The sequence below is a fragment of the Verrucomicrobiia bacterium genome (genome assembly GCA_036405135.1).
GTDB lineage: Bacteria > Verrucomicrobiota > Verrucomicrobiia > Limisphaerales > JAEYXS01 > JAEYXS01.
On record DASWYF010000009.1, the window covers coordinates 62,002 to 79,691 of the forward strand.

13 protein-coding genes are annotated in these 17,690 nt (G+C 55.8%); 3 read left to right on the forward strand and 10 right to left on the reverse strand.

Annotated elements, in window-relative coordinates; translation table 11 throughout:
- Positions 1-56: 56 nt before the first annotated feature.
- Positions 57-1,673 (reverse strand): uroporphyrinogen-III C-methyltransferase, encoded by a 1,617-nt coding sequence (gene cobA / locus VGH19_03610; GenBank protein HEY1170435.1) that lies wholly within the window; start codon positions 1,671-1,673, stop codon positions 57-59.
- 123 nt (positions 1,674-1,796) lie between these two features.
- Here cobA and VGH19_03615 point away from each other — a divergent pair, with 123 nt between their 5' ends.
- The gene (locus tag VGH19_03615) at positions 1,797-3,365 is read left to right on the forward strand and encodes a PQQ-binding-like beta-propeller repeat protein (GenBank protein ID HEY1170436.1); all 1,569 of its coding nucleotides are present in this window, start codon (positions 1,797-1,799) and stop codon (positions 3,363-3,365) included.
- Here the strand turns inward: VGH19_03615 and hemC are convergent.
- From hemC to VGH19_03635, 4 genes are all read right to left on the reverse strand, one after another.
- Positions 3,362-4,318: a hydroxymethylbilane synthase gene (hemC, locus tag VGH19_03620; protein ID HEY1170437.1), complete on the reverse strand. Its 957-nt coding sequence runs from the start codon at positions 4,316-4,318 to the stop codon at positions 3,362-3,364. The genes VGH19_03615 and hemC overlap by 4 nt on opposite strands.
- A gap of 3 nt (positions 4,319-4,321) precedes the next feature.
- A complete protein-coding gene (gene hemA, locus VGH19_03625) occupies positions 4,322-5,386 on the reverse strand; it encodes a glutamyl-tRNA reductase (GenBank protein ID HEY1170438.1) in 1,065 nt (354 codons plus the stop codon).
- Positions 5,383-6,204, reverse strand: coding sequence for a cytochrome c biogenesis protein CcsA (ccsA, locus tag VGH19_03630; GenBank protein HEY1170439.1), 822 nt, complete (start codon positions 6,202-6,204; stop codon positions 5,383-5,385). The genes hemA and ccsA overlap by 4 nt, the downstream gene beginning before the upstream one ends.
- A 73-nt stretch (positions 6,205-6,277) precedes the next feature.
- Positions 6,278-7,678 (reverse strand): MFS transporter, encoded by a 1,401-nt coding sequence (locus VGH19_03635; GenBank protein ID HEY1170440.1) that lies wholly within the window; start codon positions 7,676-7,678, stop codon positions 6,278-6,280.
- A 44-nt stretch (positions 7,679-7,722) separates the two neighbouring features.
- Between VGH19_03635 and VGH19_03640 the strand changes: the two genes are divergently transcribed.
- Positions 7,723-10,398, forward strand: a complete 2,676-nt coding sequence (locus tag VGH19_03640; protein ID HEY1170441.1) for a delta-60 repeat domain-containing protein — start codon at positions 7,723-7,725, stop codon at positions 10,396-10,398.
- A 1-nt stretch (position 10,399) separates the two neighbouring features.
- On the opposite strand, the gene VGH19_03645 is transcribed toward VGH19_03640, so the two are convergent.
- Positions 10,400-11,764, reverse strand: coding sequence for a hypothetical protein (locus VGH19_03645; protein HEY1170442.1), 1,365 nt, complete (start codon positions 11,762-11,764; stop codon positions 10,400-10,402).
- Positions 11,761-12,144, reverse strand: coding sequence for a hypothetical protein (locus tag VGH19_03650; protein ID HEY1170443.1), 384 nt, complete (start codon positions 12,142-12,144; stop codon positions 11,761-11,763). Before VGH19_03650 ends, VGH19_03645 begins: the two co-directional genes overlap by 4 nt.
- A 131-nt stretch (positions 12,145-12,275) precedes the next feature.
- Between VGH19_03650 and VGH19_03655 the strand changes: the two genes are divergently transcribed.
- Positions 12,276-13,862, forward strand: a complete 1,587-nt coding sequence (locus tag VGH19_03655; GenBank protein ID HEY1170444.1) for an arylsulfatase — start codon at positions 12,276-12,278, stop codon at positions 13,860-13,862.
- A gap of 5 nt (positions 13,863-13,867) precedes the next feature.
- Here VGH19_03655 and VGH19_03660 read toward each other — a convergent pair whose 3' ends face one another.
- The 3 genes from VGH19_03660 to VGH19_03670 are packed head-to-tail and all read right to left on the reverse strand — an operon-like array spanning position 13,868 to position 17,652.
- On the reverse strand, positions 13,868-15,265 hold the full coding sequence (locus VGH19_03660) for an alkaline phosphatase PhoX (GenBank protein ID HEY1170445.1): 1,398 nt from the start codon (positions 15,263-15,265) through the stop codon (positions 13,868-13,870).
- Positions 15,266-15,276: 11 nt separating this feature from the next.
- Positions 15,277-16,179 carry a metallophosphoesterase gene (locus VGH19_03665; GenBank protein HEY1170446.1) on the reverse strand — a complete coding sequence of 301 codons (903 nt, stop codon included), beginning with the start codon at positions 16,177-16,179 and terminating at the stop codon, positions 15,277-15,279.
- A 9-nt stretch (positions 16,180-16,188) separates the two neighbouring features.
- Positions 16,189-17,652 (reverse strand): arylsulfatase, encoded by a 1,464-nt coding sequence (locus VGH19_03670; GenBank protein HEY1170447.1) that lies wholly within the window; start codon positions 17,650-17,652, stop codon positions 16,189-16,191.
- Positions 17,653-17,690 lie beyond the last annotated feature (38 nt).

The window sequence follows — 17,690 nt, forward strand, 5'->3', positions numbered from 1 at the left end:
TAAGTAGGCGGACCCCTTATCCCGTAGCCGCGGACGTCAGTCCGCGGTTACGATTACTAAACCTTTTTCGCCGCCTTCTTGGCTTTCGATGTAGCCGGAGCCTTCTTCGCCACCGCTTTCTTCGGCGCAGGTGCCGCCGCGATCACCGGTGCTTTGATCTCCTTCTTCAACGCTGCCACGATGCCCGCGATGGTATGATCCTTCGCCTCGATATCCGGCTTCAAGCCCAGCGCCTCGATCGCCTTCGTCGTTTCCGGTCCGATGGAGATCGTGCGCAACTGCGGGAACTGCTGCTTCAGCTTCGGCAGATCAAACCGCGCATGGAAGTTCTCCACTGTGGAACTGCTCGTGAACGTCACCCAATCCGCACCGCTCTCGGTAAGCTTCGCCGCATTACCTGAAACATCTTCCGTCTCCGGCACCGTGCGATAGCACGCCACGTCATCAATGATCGCGCCCATCTTGGAGAGTTCCTGCGGCAATTCCGGATTCGCCACCTCCGCGCGCATCAGCAGCATGCGCACGTTCTCCACATCCTGATATTCCTTGAACGTCTTGATGATCTCGCGCGTCACGAACTTCTCCGGCATCAAGTCCACCTTGAGGTGCAACTCCTTCAGTTTCGACGCCGTCGCCGGACCCACTGCGAGGAATCGCGCACCGCCGATGGAGCGCACGTCATCGAACACGCGGAAGAACGCGTTGAAAAATTCCGTCACGCCATTCGGGCTCGTGAACACGATCCATTCATACGAACCGATCTCCAACATCGCATCCGCCAGCGCCGCCTTTTCATTCGGCGGCACGATCTTGATCGTCGGAATCTCCAACACCTCTGCGCCCAGTTCCAGCAACTGGCTGGACAACTGGCTCGCCTGCTCCCGCGTGCGCGTCACCACGATGCGTTTGCCGAAGAACTGCCGCTTCTCAAACCAGTTCAACTTCTCGCGCAAACCCACCACGCCACCGATGACCGTCACTGCGGGCGCTTTAAAACCCTTTTCCTCCACGATGTCCGCGATGGTCTCCAACGTGCCTTGGATCGATTCCTGATTCCCCCGCGTGCCCCAGCGCACCATCGCCACCGGCGTTCCCTTATCCGCACCCGCTTTCACCAGCTCGCTCGTGATCTGCCGGATGCGCTCCACGCCCATCAACACCACCTTCGTCCCCTTGTCCGCCGCGAGATGCTTCCAATCCAGCGACGTCTCTTCTTTCGTCGGATCTTCATGCCCCGTCAAAACCGTGAAGCTCGAGCAATGCTCGCGATGTGTGATGGGAATGCCCGCATAATTCGGCGCGGCCACGATGGAGGAGATGCCCGGCACCACCTCGAACGGCACGCCTTCCGCCTGTAATTCTTCAGCCTCTTCCCCGCCGCGACCAAAGAGATAGGGATCCCCGCCCTTGAGGCGCACCACGGTCTTGCCCTGCTTGGCCAGCTTCACGAGCAGTTGGTTCATCTCCTCCTGCGGGATGGCGTGATCCTTCGCGCGCTTGCCGCCGTAGATGATCTCGGCCGAGGACGGCGCGAGCCGCAGCAGGTCTGTGTTCACCAGCGCGTCATACACCACCACATCCGCGCGCTTGAGCAATTCCGCGCCACGCAACGTCAGGAGCCCGGCATCACCCGGACCCGCACCAACCAAGTAAACTGTGCCAATCGAACTCATGGGACCGAGGAATGTAGAGACTTGAAGCCTTGCCCGCAAGCGGTGTCCGCAGAGAAATCATCCTTCGACAGCTCGAAAAATCAGTTGGAAAGGAGTCCGCTATGCTGTTATCAATTCCCTGCAATGAAGTATCGTTTTTGGGGAGGGTTGTTCCTCGTATTCAGCATGTTGTCCGCCAAGTTGACTGGCCGGGCAGAAAGTTCACTCACACCCGGTCAGGTCGTGTGGTCTTACGCCTCCGGTTACACCAACCTCGTTGACTTCGCCGTTTCCAAAGATGGCCGGGTTTATCTCGGTTACTCTGACACCACAGCTGAATCAGTGCTGAACGAATATGGTTTTTACATAGTCACCCTGCGGCGTACGAACCAGCTAGTCGCTTTGCAGCATACCGGCGTTTTCAACTGGGAAAGATCTGATGCGGGACAGTATCTAGCCCTATTATCCGATGGCACTGTGGTGAGCAGCTTTTCGGATATCAGGCGCCGCATTGGAATGCATCCCACCGGAAATATTTATTATGGTACTTATGCGACCAACAATTTCTACATCTACAACCAAGCAGGCGGACTGGAGCACCATGGCACCACGGGTGGACGTGCAGCCGTCAATGCCGATGACAGCCTGCTCGTGGTCAACCTGCAGAAATACCCTTACAGCGCCTATCCTGCCGATGTAGCCCGGATCGAAGGGAACGAACATGCCAGCACGTGGTTGAGCAGTCAGGACCATGTGATAGGCGAAACTCCCGTGATCTCCCCCGACGGTACTTTTTATCTAACCTCTTGGGGTTCCACTGAACCGCTCACTCTCCCCAGCGGTGATATCATCCCCAATGATTCCATACCTCCCATTCTCTTCGCCTATAATTCGGATGGCTCTCGCAAATGGTCGCTGCTGGATGAAAGCTTCAATGTCGGTTATGGCACTCCGTCCATCGGTTCAGATGGCACGCTTTACGTTGCCTCTTACCGGTCTCTCACCAATCGCGCTCCAGACTGGAGTATCATCAGCGTGGAGAAAACTTATCACTTCAAGGCCGTCAGTCCGGAGGGCGCATTGAAGTGGAGCGTGGAAAAAGCCGAACCGTTTGGTCTTGCCGCCATCGGAGAGACAAACAACATCTATGTCTGCCACGGCACCAAACTGCTGGCACTGACCTCAAGCGGCACGGAGCGGTGGTCTTACGATGCTGAAGCACCTTTGAAATTGTGCCCCGCACTTGCTGCAGATGGCACGGTCTACGTCGCCACCGAACCCGGCAAGCTGCTTGCGATCAATTCTGAGGTCGGCAGCAAAGAGTGGGAATATGACGCCGGAAAACCCATCTATAACTCACCCGTCATCGGCACGAACGGCAATGTGTACCTGCTCGTGGACCGTGCGGATATGGTCGTCCTGAAAGGAAATGCCGAAGCAGCCAATGTACCATGGCCCATGGAACGCCACGATGCCCAGCGCACCAGCCGTGCGGTGCAGGCCAGCGCGCGTGAGATCGGCCGGAACGAAGAAGGCCAGGTCACCTTGATGCTCAACGTGGAACCGGGTCGCGACTACAAAGTGGAAGCTTCAGAAGATTTCGTTATCTGGACAGAAATAGGCTCATTCACCAGCACCTCGACGGCAAAATCATTCTTGGATGAAACCTCAGCGGATAAGCCGAAACGCTTCTACCGGCTGGTGGTGCCCTAGCCCTTGAGCTTCACGGCGATTTGCTGCCCCATGGCTTCGGCTTCAGCGGCCTTGCCAGCCAACGCATGACTCTTGGCCGGGCCATCGCGGAAGGAAATCGCTCTCAGCTTCAGAGCATCACCCTCAGCTTCGCCAAACGCTCCGACGGGACTTAGGCAGCCGCCGCCCATCGCGTTCAAAAACGCCCGCTCTGCCGTCACCGCATACCATGTGGGCAAGTGATTCAATACGGCACAAACCTTCTGCAAGCGCTCGTCATTCTTACGAATCTCGATGCCGATGGCTGCTTGTCCTACGCAGGGCAACATCTCCTCAAGGGAAAGATGACGAGCACGTAATTTCGGCGGGACTTCGGAGCCTTCCAATGTGCCATCTGCCTGTAATTTGAAACCGAGGCGATTCAAGCCCGCAGCAGCCAAGATCGTCGCAGCCAAGCCGGGATTCTCTGCGAGCTTGCGCAGGCGCGTGCCCACGTTGCCTCGGATCTCCACCACTTTCAGATCGGGACGTTGATGGAGTAACTGCGCTTTGCGGCGCGTGCTGCTGGTGGCTACCGTTGCGCCTTTCGGCAGTTCGGAAAGCTTCGGCAGCTTCTCACCGGGCAAACCGGGTTTGAAGACCATCACATCACGCACGTCCTCGCGCTTTGTCGTCGCACCGAGCACCAAACCATCGGGCAACTCCGTGGGCAGGTCTTTCAGGCTATGCACGGCCAAATCCGCTTCACCATTCAGCAAGGCAACTTCGAGTTCCTTGGTGAACAATCCCTTCGGCAACGTCGTGCCGGGATTGGTGATGGAGACGGTCTGCAGCTTGTCTCCGGTGGTCTTGATGATGTTGATCTGAAAGCTCTCGCCGGGAAATGCCTTTTGGCATAGCCCTTGGATCTGATGCGCCTGCGCCAGTGCCAAAGCACTTCCCCGCGTAGCGATGATGAACGGTTTCGAAGACATGGATTAAGCTGTAGAATCGTGACCGAAGGCGAAGCCGCCGTGGCCTTGTTCGCGCGGACCGCCGCCTTGCAGAAGTTCCTTCGCCTTGTCGCGGATGATGACTTCGCACTTGGCGATCTCTTCGCGGCGTTGCTTCAGGTAATCCTCCGCGATGGCTTGCAGGTCATCGATATTGTAGAGGTAAACGTTGTCGAGGAAGTTCACCTCGGGCTCGATATCGCGCGGCACGGCGATGTCGATGAGCAACAGCGGACGGTTATGTCGCAACGCCATGAGCGGTGTGAGCTTCTTGCGATCCAGCACGTAATGCGGTGCCGAGGTGCTGCTGATGACGATATCCACATTCGCGAACTCGCTTGCCCAATCATCGAAATTCACCGCACGTCCGTTCAGTTCCTTCGCCAACGCTTCCGCGCGATCGAAGGAACGGTTGGACACGATCACGCTCTTCGCCCCACGGCTGAGCAATGAACGTGCGGTCTTCTCGCTGGTGTCACCAGCACCAATAACCATCACATTACGATCACTAAGGGTCGTAAAAATCTTTTCCGCCAGTTCCACTGCTGCTGAACCCACTGAAACCGAACCGCGCTGGATGTTCGTGTTCGTGCGGATGTGCTTGGCCACGTTGAAGGCCTTTTGGAAAACCTTGTTCAGGCGTCCGCCAGTCTGCTTGTGCTGGAGCGCGATGTCGTAGGCTTTCTTGAGCTGGCCGAGGATTTCCGTCTCGCCGAGGAGCATGGAGTCCAGCCCGCTCGCGACCTTGAACAAGTGTTCGAGACTGTGCGGTTCGCCCAAGGTGTAGATCTCATTGTTCAGTTCGCCATTGAACTGACGATGGGCGACGAGAAATTCTTTCAGTGCCTTGAACGATTCTTTTTCGTTATGCGCCGTGACGACGTAGAGTTCCACGCGATTGCAGGTGGAGAGAATCACCGCTTCGCTCGCCAAGCCTGAGGCGCGCATCTGCTGGAGCACGTCCGGGATGATCGCCTCGGGAAAGGCGAAGCGCTCGCGCAATTCTACTGGCGAGGTATGATGATTCAGCCCTATGACGACGACGCTCATGGATTATGTATCGGCGAGAGGAGGTTCGTGCCCCAGAACGTCAGCAGCACAAACGCGAATCCCGCCACCGCTCCCCAGGCGAACTTCCGCCCACCCTGCTCCATCCGCCAGCGCATCAGCATGAGGCCCAGATACAGCCCCCAGACCAAAAACGACCACAGGACTTTGGGATCGTCCGACCAATACGACCCAATGGTTTTGTTGAGATAGGACATGCTGATGAGCAAGGCGACCGTCAGCAGACCAAAACCGGTGATGAGCAACCGCCACGTGACGACTTCAAGACGTTGGATGGGTGGCAGCAGTGAAAAGATGGCGCGAGCTTTGTGGAACTTCAGATCATGTTCCTGCGTGAGATACATGAGGCCTGCGCCTGAGCTGAGGCCGAAGGCGGCGTAAGCCAGCGCGAACAAGGCAGCGTGCAGGCTGTTCTGCCAGCCGGGAACGAAGAATTCGGGATTAGGCCCATGATGCTTATCCAAGGCAGGCATGAGCGCGAACACACCCAAGCAAAACAAGACAGGCGAGAGGAACGCGCCGAGAAATCTCAGGCGCGACCAGATGCCGATGACGAGATAGGCCGCTACCATGGTCCAAAGAATAAAGACCGTGGCTTCGTAGAGATTATTCACCGGGCAGCGGGAAAAGCTGAAACCACGCTGCATGAGGGCGACAGTGTGAGCGATGAAGGAACCGAGCAGCAAAAAGTAATTCACCCGGTTATCCTCACGGAAACCTTTCCGCCAGAGGAAGACCGAGTAAATCATGCTGATCCCGTAAAGCAGGACAGCGATCTGAAACCAGTTACGATCCGTCACAACGTTCCGTCAACTTACCGGATGACAGGCCGAGTGCAAATGGCAAAAATAGGCCCTCCTTGCCGGAAACCGGTCAGGCTTTGGCCAAATCGGTATCTTCCGGGAGCGGTTTGCCTTTGGTTTCAGGGGCGAACGGCAAGGCGGCCAAGCCCAAGAGGAAGATGAGGCTCAAACCGGCGCACGCGTTGCGGAACGCCTCGAGCTTGGCTTCCGGGGTGGTGGCTCCCTCAGACAGCTTGGCGGTCAACAATCCCAAGGTGAAGGGTCCACTGGCGGCGATGAAACGGCCGACGTTATAGCAGAAACTGGTTCCGGTGCTGCGGAGGCTGACGGGGAACAATTCCGGCAGGTAGATGGCAAAGCCAGCGAAGAGAGCCAGTTGGAAGAAGCCCATGATCGGGATCATCCAGAAAATGTCGCTCTTCTGGTCGAGGAACTTGAACACGCCTGCCGTAGCCAGCATGGCGCAGATGTACGCCATAACAAAGACGGGTTTACGACCATGCTTGGCAGCAAGTTTCGTAAACACAATCATGCCGAAGAAGGCGCCTATGTTCTGCAGGATCATGTTGATTCCTGTCCACATCGTCCGGTTACCCGCCAGCTTTTCTGGCGGTACTCCCTGCTCTTTCAGAATCTTGCCCACCACATCATTGATCAGCTCGGGAGAAAAGAACCCGATGCCCCACAGGCCCACCACTGCCGCTACGCACATCAACATGCCGACGATGGCGCGACCGCGCCAGCGGGCATCGCCCAGCAGGGCCGTGTAGGAACCGAATTTGACGCCGGAAATCTTGCCCGCAGCCTTGGCCTGCACCCATTTCTCCGGTTCTTTCAGGCGCATCTGGATGAACACGCAGAGGAAAGCGGGCAGCGCACCGATGACGAACATGTAACGCCATGCACTGCCGGGGGCGATGCTGGTCGTTTCCATATAACCGATCGTCACGGCGATCAATCCAGCCGTCACATTACCCACAGCGGAAAGTGCTTGTAGCAGGCCCAGAGCATGCGGACGTGCGCGATCCGGCACCGAATCGGCCACCAACGCCACCGAGAGACCGAACACACCGCCGACACCCAGTCCAGTCAGAAAACGATAGATGGAAAAATCTATGATTCCCTTGGAGAAGGCCGACAACCCCGTGCAGAGAGAATAAATCAGCACGGTGAGCGTCAGAGTTTTGGCGCGGCCGATCTTGTCACCGATGGACCCGAAGATCAGACCGCCCATGGCCCAACCGGCGACGAAGATGGAGGTGGCATATCCGCCCCATTCTTTCAGCACTGCCGGATCGGTTCCCTTGGGCATCAAGGCAGCGATGGCCGAACCGCGGGCCAAGATGAATAACTGCTGGTCCAGGCAATCGAACAGCCAGGCCAAGGAAGCCACTGTGAAGACAAACCAGTGATGCTTGTTCATCAGTTTGTACCAAGGCACCGATTCGTCCGTCGTCGCGTTTGAACTCATGTCTAAAGCGTTAAATTTAAAAGTTGCGATTGCTGAGACTTGCCATGCTTACCCTTTGCAGCGAAGTCCGCCAAGCAAGAATTGCCCGTACACGTATTTTTTCCCTGAAACAGGCATTGCCTAATGATAGACCGCTTATTAAGGTTTCTATTGTGACCCGAGGGTTTTTCCAAACACTGCTTATGCTACTGGCTCTCTGCCTGTCTAATGGCATGAGCAGAGCAGCGCAGTTTGGGCAGTTGGACGATTCGTTTTCTCGGGTATTTAGTGATGCTTCCGGCTTTATCAGCAACCTGACGGATGCCCCGGATGGGAAATATTTCGTATCAGGCACGTTTCACCGGGTGGGAGCAGTACGCCGCATCCATCTCGCCCGGATGAACCCGGACCATACACTAGACGCCTCTTTCAATGCCCGGCTTAGCGCGGTCAGTTCGATCCTCAAAGTCATGGTCCAGGCTGACGGAAAACCGATCATCCATGGAGCTTTGTTTCTGGCCGATGGCACGGTGCTGCCTCCGGTCACGAGGTTCACTGTGGATGGAACAGTCGATGATTCTTTCCAGCTGCCGCCAAACCTTGGCTCCATCTACAATGTGACATTGGTCCCTGCCTCTCAAAAAATCATCTTAAACGGACTGCTGCTCCCCACCAACAATGTCGCCAGCGCAGTGATGATCCAGTTGAATACGGATGGCAGCATCGACTCCGCTTTCACCAGCGCCATCAAACGCGGACCATCCATCCGGATCGAACCGGTGGCGGGAAATAAATTGATGCTGATCGGTTCATTCAGTCTCTCCCTCACTACTGAGGCATGGGAAACCAACAGTTCATCTCGAGGCCCACGCCCGAGGCCGTCCGATCTGCCACCTGCGGAACCCCAACCGCGCTCGCCCTCCCCGCTGCGGCTCAATGCAGATGGAAGTGTGGATGGCACATTCACCAACACGGCGATCCCAGAGTATGAGTCCATTTATCCAACCCCAGCAGGAGGAATATACTCCTTTCTCAATTACTCCACTTTAAGCGAAGGAAACACAAACGCTATCCAGCGGTTTCTACCCAATGGAGAAAAAGACCTGTCGTTCGCGCCAACATTTGAAGCTGGATTTTCCATCTCGACCCTCATGCCTCTGAAAAATGGCAAACTGCTGGTGCTGCTCTCGCGTTACAATGAAACAGAAACGTATGACTACATTCTGCAACGGCTGGCGGATGATGGCACAGTGGATTTGGATTACGAAACCACAACTACTGCCTTCTACTCCCTTGCTACAGACAGATTGGAACTCCCGGACGGCAGCCTCCTGATAGCTGACAATTCACTCAAACCATCGGGTTCCCATAAAAACCTGCACAAGATCCATTCCGATGGAACGATCGAAACCGAGATCGGCCCGGAATTTATAACATATTCCAGCCCCAGCGAACTTGTCCCGACCAGCGATGCCAAATTTTATATGGTAAAATCCGACGCGCCGGATTACCGAGCGCGGCTGAGCCGCTACCTGCCTGATGGATCTCCCGATGGAAGTTTTTACGCTTCAACCGGTGAAACCAACTCGCTCGACAGCATCAAGCTGCTGGCCAATGGAGACCTCATCGCTCTTGCCACGTCGTTTGGATCTTATGATCGCACGCTGGCGCGATTAAATAGTGCGGGTGATGTCTTGCGACAACTGAACGAAGGAGAATCTGCCTTCTATTTCAATTACGGCAGTTGGGATGCATTTCCCGATGGTCGTGTGATCGTGGGCAGCAGCGGTAACAGTCTTGAACCAAGTCCATTGATCAAAATGTTCACCGCTGAATTTGAAGAAGACCCAAGTTTTAATTCCGTACTGCACACAAATCGAGCATCGTTTACATTGATCGCGACTCCGGACAGCAAAATTTTGTCAGAAAGCTATTCCATCCCTCTCTTGATTCTGTCTGCAGGTTCTTCCTCATCCTCTGGAGAAGTTCAGTATTTTTACGAAAAATTCCTGTCTGAAGGTTCGCCAGATCCAAGCTTTCAACCAGGGACAAACCGTAGCTTTTCCAGCGTATTTGATGCTAAGAACAGGATGTATATTCCGCATTCTACAACTGGTGGCAGAGGCAGTGCCGGAAGAGGTCGCGACTTCCGTGAAGTCACAGGGAATGACCTGCCTTCCGCCTCAGCGATACCGCCCGTTCAGCGTTTTCTGGAGAATGGCACCCTAGACCCATATTTCAACGTGACATTGCCGGCAAATTCTTCCGCTTACCGGATCTGGGTGCAAAAGGACGGCCGCATTTTGGCAGCAGGCAGATTCTACAATGCCGATCAGACCAAAATCAGCACCTTGATCAGACTTTTACCTGATGGAACGATTGACGAATCTTTCTCCCCTCCTCCCGGTGAAGTGGTCCCCATCAATGCTATCGCTGTGGAAGCGGATGGAAATATATTGATCGGTGGGGCCTTCGACCAGATCGATGGGCAGCCTCGTGCTGGATTGGCCCGTTTGAAATCCATAGAGCAGCCACAGATGAAGAATCTGACGTTCACGAGTGGCGGCATCAGTCTGCAACTGGACGGGAATACGGGTTACACCTGGTTGATCCAATCCTCGCCTGATCTGAGCACTTGGACGACGATTTCCACGGTCACTACGGGGACAGAGACGGAGACCGTTGAACTGCCGGCACCGGGAAGCGGGAACAAATTTTATCGCGCGGTATTGGCACCGTAAATCACTGCAGGACTTGCTTCATCGCCGCGAGCAATTTCTCCTCAGCACCCTGCCCCACCCAATACCAATCATGCAGGTTGGTATCATTCTCCTGCCGATGTTTTTCTGTGGGGATGTAGCCAGTGGCGGACTCACCGTATCCGAGGGGCATCACGAAATTGTCAGGGCGAAGTTTCTGAGCGGCGAGTTGGAACTCCACGTAGGCTTCACCCGGTAACAGCAGGAGTTGGGCGGAACCGAGATCGAGGAGTGGAATATCCACGGGCTTTTCGGCATCTAGGCGGCGACGCCAGCTCAAGGCCATGGCAGCGAGGCATTGATCCCATGCTTTGTTCTCGGGCGTGAGTTTTTTCTCCAAAGCGGCGATGGTGAACTCCGCTTCAGCGCGTGGAGGAAATGTCACGGTGCTGTTGCGAAATTGCAGTTTGCTGATCGGCTGCCGTTTCGTGTTCTCCCACGCGAGTTTCATGCCCGCGTGGAGCCGGTCAGCGAGCACTTGGCGGTTGGCGCGGTCGCCGTTGTTGTATTTGCCAGCGGTGACGTTGCCGCTGCAACCGGAGGCGTAGATCTGGAAGACTTCCGGCAAATCTTTTTGACGCTGAGCGCGGGCGAGGCCGGGGAAATCGGCGGAGACTTCGCCGGTGCGGTAATAGCTCATGGGGTGGATGGCATAGCTGTTCAGCGCGGCGAGCGGTTTATCACCATCCCAGAAGCTGAGGCATTTGCAGAATGGGTCGATGATGCCTTCATCCGCTTCGATGGCGAAGACATTCTTCGTAGCACTGCCGCGATCGAAGCGGACGGTGCCATCCGGCATCGCGTAGCGGCGATTCGAGGCGAGGCGCTCGACCTGCCCCTGCCCCGCACCGATGTGCGTGACGCGTCGGCCTTGTGGCATGGAATCGCGTAAGGCCTTGGCGACGCGCTGCACCGCAGTCTCGTGGAAATCGAGATCGCAGATGGAGCCGGTGAGTTTGCGTTCGCGCAGAATTTTTTCGGCGGTCAAATCCATCACCGGCGCTTCGTGTTGGTGGATGCTGGTGATCATCACGCGCACGGGATCAGTGCCAGCGGCTTCGGCAAGAACTGTGCGCCAGCGTTCGTAGGCGTCGTTGCGGATCTCGCACCAGTCCACGGAGACGAACACGACAGGCCTGTCCCCGCCGAGCAAAACAAAGCCGCGCGCAAGCAAGGGGTCCGCGATGCTCTTGGCCTGCCAGAGGCCGCCCATCATGCCGTGGCCGATGGGGACGGTGACGTCTGCAGAGAAGGTGGCGATGCGGAAGCCAGTAGAATCAGCGGCGCTGAGGAGGGAGGGAAAGGCCAGCGCGGCGGAGGTTAGTATCAGAAACTGACGGCAATTCATCGCAGTTTTCGGATGACCCAGAAGTAGAAACGGTCGCGCTTAATGTAGAAGAACACGGAAACGAACAAGATGATATGGTAGAAGAAAATCGTACCGATCGTGAACCAGTTGGAACTGGCCCATGCGGGCCAGAACGCGATAAGCCACAACGGCAGGGAGAAAAACAGTCCAAGAACAAGCGTCACGGAAAGATTGAACAGCAAACGATAAAAAGCCGCTCCCTTGGGAAAATCGACTGCACACAGCAGAACCGTCCCGATGATTAGGACGATCCACTCTGCTTTGTCCAACTGCTCCATAGATACTTTCAGGGGAAGTAGAGCACGGCTGACAAAGTCTTCACAGTCTATTTTGAAGAAATGAATGACATCGGCACTCACCTTTCAGAATTTTGGAAAAGCCATCGACTCCATCACGACATGACCGACCGTTGATGCGAATGACCAAGGAAACACTTTAACCTTTTCAACCACCACCATCGTCTTACCCTTGGACGCATTCACTGCAAGCCATGAAACGCCTGACTTTTTTCTTCGCCCTGGCCGCATTGCTTTTCCACGTAACGGTCCACGCCGCCGCCAAGCCCAACATCATCTACATCCTCAGCGATGACCTCGGCTATGGTGATCTCTCGTGCCTGAATCCGCAAAGCAAGATCAAAACACCGCATGCCGATCGCCTCGCGCGCGAGGGCATGATCTTCACCGATGCCCATTCCGGCTCCGCCGTCTGCACGCCCACGCGCTACGGAATCATCACCGGACGTTACGCGTGGCGTTCCAAACTCAAGAACGGCGTGCTCGGCGGCCTCAGCCCGCGCCTCATCGAGCCCGGTCGTGAAACCGTCGCGAGCTTCCTCAAATCCCAAGGCTACGCCACCGCTTGCATCGGCAAATGGCACATGGGCATGGATTGGACCCTCAAGCCCGGCAAAGAAGTCTCCGAACTGAACATCGAAAAACCTGAGCAAGTCTGGAACGTCGATTATACCCAACCCATCAAGAACGGCCCGAACAGCGTCGGCTTCGATTACTACTACGGCATCAGCGCCTCGCTCGACATGGTTCCCTACACCTACATCGAGAACGACAAGGTGACCGTGAACCCCACCGAGGAAAAGCAATTCGCCATGTATTTGGGCAAAGATGGCGGTAACACGCGCAAAGGCCCCACCGCTCCCGGCTTCGATGCCGCGAATGTGCTACCTGATTTCGCGAAGAAAGCCACCAGCTACATCGCGCAACAGGCCAAGGCCGCGAAAGACGGCAAACCCTTCTTCCTCTACCTCCCTCTCGCATCGCCGCACACACCCATTCTCCCCACGAAAGAATGGCAGGACAAAAGCGGCGTGAGCGCTTACGCCGACTTCGTTCTGCAAAACGATTGGGCTCTCGGCCAAGTCATGGAAGCGCTCGAGAAAAACGGTCTCGCAGAAAATACCCTCCTCATCTTCACGAGCGACAATGGCTGCTCCAATCAAGCCGACTATCCTGACCTTCTCGCGAAAGGTCACAACCCCAGCCACATCTTCCGTGGGCATAAAGCGGATATCTTCGAAGGCGGCCATCACATCCCCTTCATCGCCCGCTGGCCCGCGAAAGTGAAAGCAGACAGCACCTACGATCACACCATCTGCCTCACCGACCTCTTCGCCACCGTCGCCGCGATCACCGATCAAAAACTCCCCGACACCGCCGCCGAAGACAGCGTGAGCCTTCTCCCAGCGTTCACTGGCAAAACGAAAACTGCCCTCCGCGAAGCCACCGTGCATCACTCCATCAACGGCTCCTTCGCCATCCGCCAAGGCGAATGGAAACTCTGCCTCACGCCCGATTCCGGCGGCTGGAGCGCACCTCGCCCGGGTCGCGATGACGCCTCAGCCCTACCCCTCATCCAGCTCTACAATCTCACCAGCGACATCGGCGAACAAAAGAACGTGCAGGCCGAGAACCCGGAAGTCGTATCCAAACTCACCAAGCTCCTGGAGAAATACGTCGCCGAAGGCCGCAGCACGCCCGGCAAACCGCAAGCAAACAACGGCGAAGTGACCATTCAAAAAAAGGTCACGCCAGTTCCGGCGGCGAAGAAAAAGAAGTGATCAGCTTAAACTGTCGCTTTCTTCCACGGTCCTGTAATAGCCAGCGTCATCCCCGCCTTTTGGATATTCACAAACAAAGTGGAACCATCCGGTGAGAACGTTACTCCTGCGAACTCTGAGTTGATATAAGGATTATGCGCCAGTTTGTAGATCTCCCCTTGAGGCGTCACGCCCACGAGGAACTGATCCCCCTTGCCATCCTCGCAGATCACCAGATCGCCCCAAGGTGACACCGTCAGGTTATCGGCATTATCCACCAATGCATCGTCGTTCGGCTCGATGAACAGCTCCACTTCACCCGGTGCCTCCTTCTCGCGTTTGTTGCCTTCATACGGACTCGGCTTGTAACGCCAGATCTGGCCCTTCTGGTTCTTCCCGCCACTCGTGCAGGCGAAGTAGATCTCGCCATTCCCATACCACATGCCTTCACCACGCGCGAAGCGCGCCGCCCCGAGATTGTAGCCGCGATAACGCAGATCATCAGCGCGCCCATCCACATTCTCGATGTCCACCCAGCGCACGGCGAAGCGTTTGCCCGTTGGCATCGTGGCTTCCTTCCAATTGCGAGTGTCGATGCTCTTCTGATCTACAAATACCAGCGCCTGCAATTGCCCACCCTTCGCCAACTTGCCCGCTTCCGTGGGAATGAAACGATAAATCAAACTGTCTGGACGATCTTCCGTCTCGTAAACAATTCCTGAAACGGGATCGACAGCCACAGCTTCGTGATTGAATCGTCCCATCGCCTTCAAAGGAATCGGTTCCGCAAGTTTGGGCGTGGCTGATGCGGGCACCTCGAAGTTGAACCCGTGATTCTTGTCCAAGTCCAACCCTGCCAGTTCCACCGTCTCCTCGCACGTGATCCATGAATTCCATGGTGTGGGACCACCGGCGCAATTGCGCACCGTGCCCGCGAGGCTCAGATACTGGCTCACGATTGCTTGCGTACGCGTGTTGAAAACCACCGTGCTCGTGCCGCCCTGACACGGCTTGCCCTTGCGACCAGCATCGTAAAAATGCTCATCCTTCAGCTTGCTGCGCCGCTTGAAATCTTTACCGAAAGCACCCGATGATGCACCGGAAGTCGTGCCCACCTCGTGATTGCGAATAAGGATGGTCAATCCGTTCGGTCCGGCGAAGGTCGCCATGCCATCTGGCGCAGAAGGCACAAGTAAGCCATCCGTCATCTCATCGCCTGTGCGGGAGATAATAGAATATTTGAAGCCCTTCGGCAGATCGAGAATCTTGTTCGGGTCAGGACGCAGCGCGCCATAGCCGATTTTCTTGGCGGATGATTTGGAAGCTGTGCTGCAACCGGTGGCGAACATTTGCAAACCGGCAAAACCCACGGCATACGCGGCTGCGGTTTGGAGGAACTGACGACGTGAAGCGGTTTTGTTCATGGTTTCAATTATTAGCTGCGCCACACCAACACCTTGTCTTTACCGTTATCTGCGAAGGATTCGTTGAACGCATTCAAACGCACCGTCATCTGCTTCGATGTCAGTGCCACTTCCACCCAGCCATTGGTCATCGTCTGCGCAAAGACATAGGCGACTGCCGGAAGATTCACCTGATGGATGCCGCTCTCGTGCTGCTCCAATTTCCACGTGTGTGAATGACCGTAGAAGATCGCCTTCACCTGTTTGCGCGGAGCGAGCACATCCCAGAGCTTCACCGTGTCCGTGAGGCCGGTCGGCTTTTCTTTCAAATCGGGATTGTGATGCATCATCACGATGGCGGGTTTGTCTTTCCGCGCATCAAGTTCCTTGGCGAGCCAAGCAAGTTGTGCTTCGCCCAGCAAACCGGGCGTCTTATTCACCACATCCAACGTATCCAGCAGGAACCAGTTCGCTTCCTTGCCCGGCACGATGCTCACCTGCTTATCCGTCACCACCGCCTTTTGATCGCCCGCTTCTTTCAAGCCTTTGCGGATGTTCTCGCGATGATCGTGATTGCCCAGCGTGACATGCACGGGCAATCCTGCCTGACGCAACGGATCGATCAATTGCGTGAACGTCGCGTAATCAGCCACTTCGCCAGTGTTGTAAGCACAATCACCATTCACAAACGCGCCCTTCGCACCTTTGCCTTTCGCGAGCGCCGCTTTCACGGCCCGCTCCAAGTTTTCCGCCATGTTCACTCCACGCGCTATTGTGGCCTTATCTGCTGCCACGTGAGGATCGGAGAAGAGCAGCCATTGTTCGGCCTCCGCTTCCGCAGCGGATAATTGGAGCGCGCCATGAACGGCAGCTATGCCACCCGCCAGACTAGCGAGAAAGCGGCGGCGTGAATGTGCGGGCAAATGGATGGGCATGATGATGTCCTATTGTTTCGCTTTCTTTTTTCCCTGACCAGCACCACCCGCCGCTTTGACGGGAATTTTCCAGTCCGGTGAATCTGTCCGCGCTTTCGCAAAAATCTCCTTCATCTTCGCGACAACTTCGGGGTTCTTCTCCGCCACATTGTTCTCTTCGCCGATATCTTTGCTCAGATCATATAGCTCGATCGGTACGCCATCGCCAAAGCCTAATCGCACTGCCTTCCAATTGCCCGCACGCACCGCCGTCTTGCCGCCTTGCTCGTAAAATTCCCAATACAGATACCCGTGCAGCTTCTGCTCCTTGTCTTTCCCCAATAAGGTGGGCGCGAAGCTGATGCTATCCAAGCCTTCGGGTGCTTTGCCTCCGCTCAAATCTGCGACGGTGGCCATGAAGTCACCGAAATAGCCGATATGTTCGCTCGTGCTGCCGCCCTTGATCTTGCCGGGCCAGCGGACAATGAACGGCACACGAATGCCGCCTTCATAAAGATCACGCTTCATGCCGCGTAACGGGCCATTGGCATTGAAGAACTCTGGATCGTTGCCTCCTTCCTTGTGATTGCCGTTGTCAGACGTGAAGATGACGAGTGTCTTCTTGTCGATGCCGAGTTTCTTGAGCTTATCCATCAGGCGCCCCACATCAGCATCAAGACGAGTGACCATGGCGGCTTGGCCTTTATCTGGCGCTTTCCAGTCGAGATTCTCGTATTGGCCATTGGTGGGTATCTCCTGCCCATTGCCAGTGCCGCGAGTGCCTTCGTTGTTCGCGTGCGGCAGGGTGAAGGCCAGATAGAGGAAGAAGGGTTTGGCTTTGTTCGCTTCCACCCATGTAAGTGCCTCCTCGGCCATCAGATCGTGGCTGTATTGTTTCTTCACTGTGGCCCAACCTTGGCCGTAATCGCCCTCGCCCGGCACGATGTTTTCCAGATACACGCGCGATTCATTGCGAATAAGAAATTCGGGATAGTAATTATGCGCGTGATGCTGGTTCAGGTAGCCGAAGAAATGATCGAAGCCTTTCTTGTTCGGATGACCTTCGGAGTTCTCCTCGCTCAAACCCCACTTGCCGATGAGTGCCGTGGTATAGCCTGCGCTTTTGAGCACTTCCGCAACGGTGACATCATCCTTGCGGACAGTTTGTGGCATGGGATTTTCTTTTCCGGCATTGCCGCGCACACGCGCATGACCGATGTGTTTGCCGGTCATCAACACACAGCGTGAAGGCGCACAGACCGGCGCACCGGCGTAGAACTGGGTGAAGCGCATGCCTTCCTTGGCCAGCTTGTCGATGTTCGGCGTCTTGATCTTCAGCTGGCCGTAACAGCCCAGATCGCCGTAGCCCAAGTCATCCGCCATGATGTAGATGATGTTCGGTTGCTCGGATTTTTGGGTGGCTGCGGAAAGAACTTCTGCTGCTGTCAAAACGACAAGCAAAATCAGGAGGAACATGCGCGCTTTAGGAGTCATTTCCGGAGACTAGATGGAAGGGCGGGCTTCCACAATCC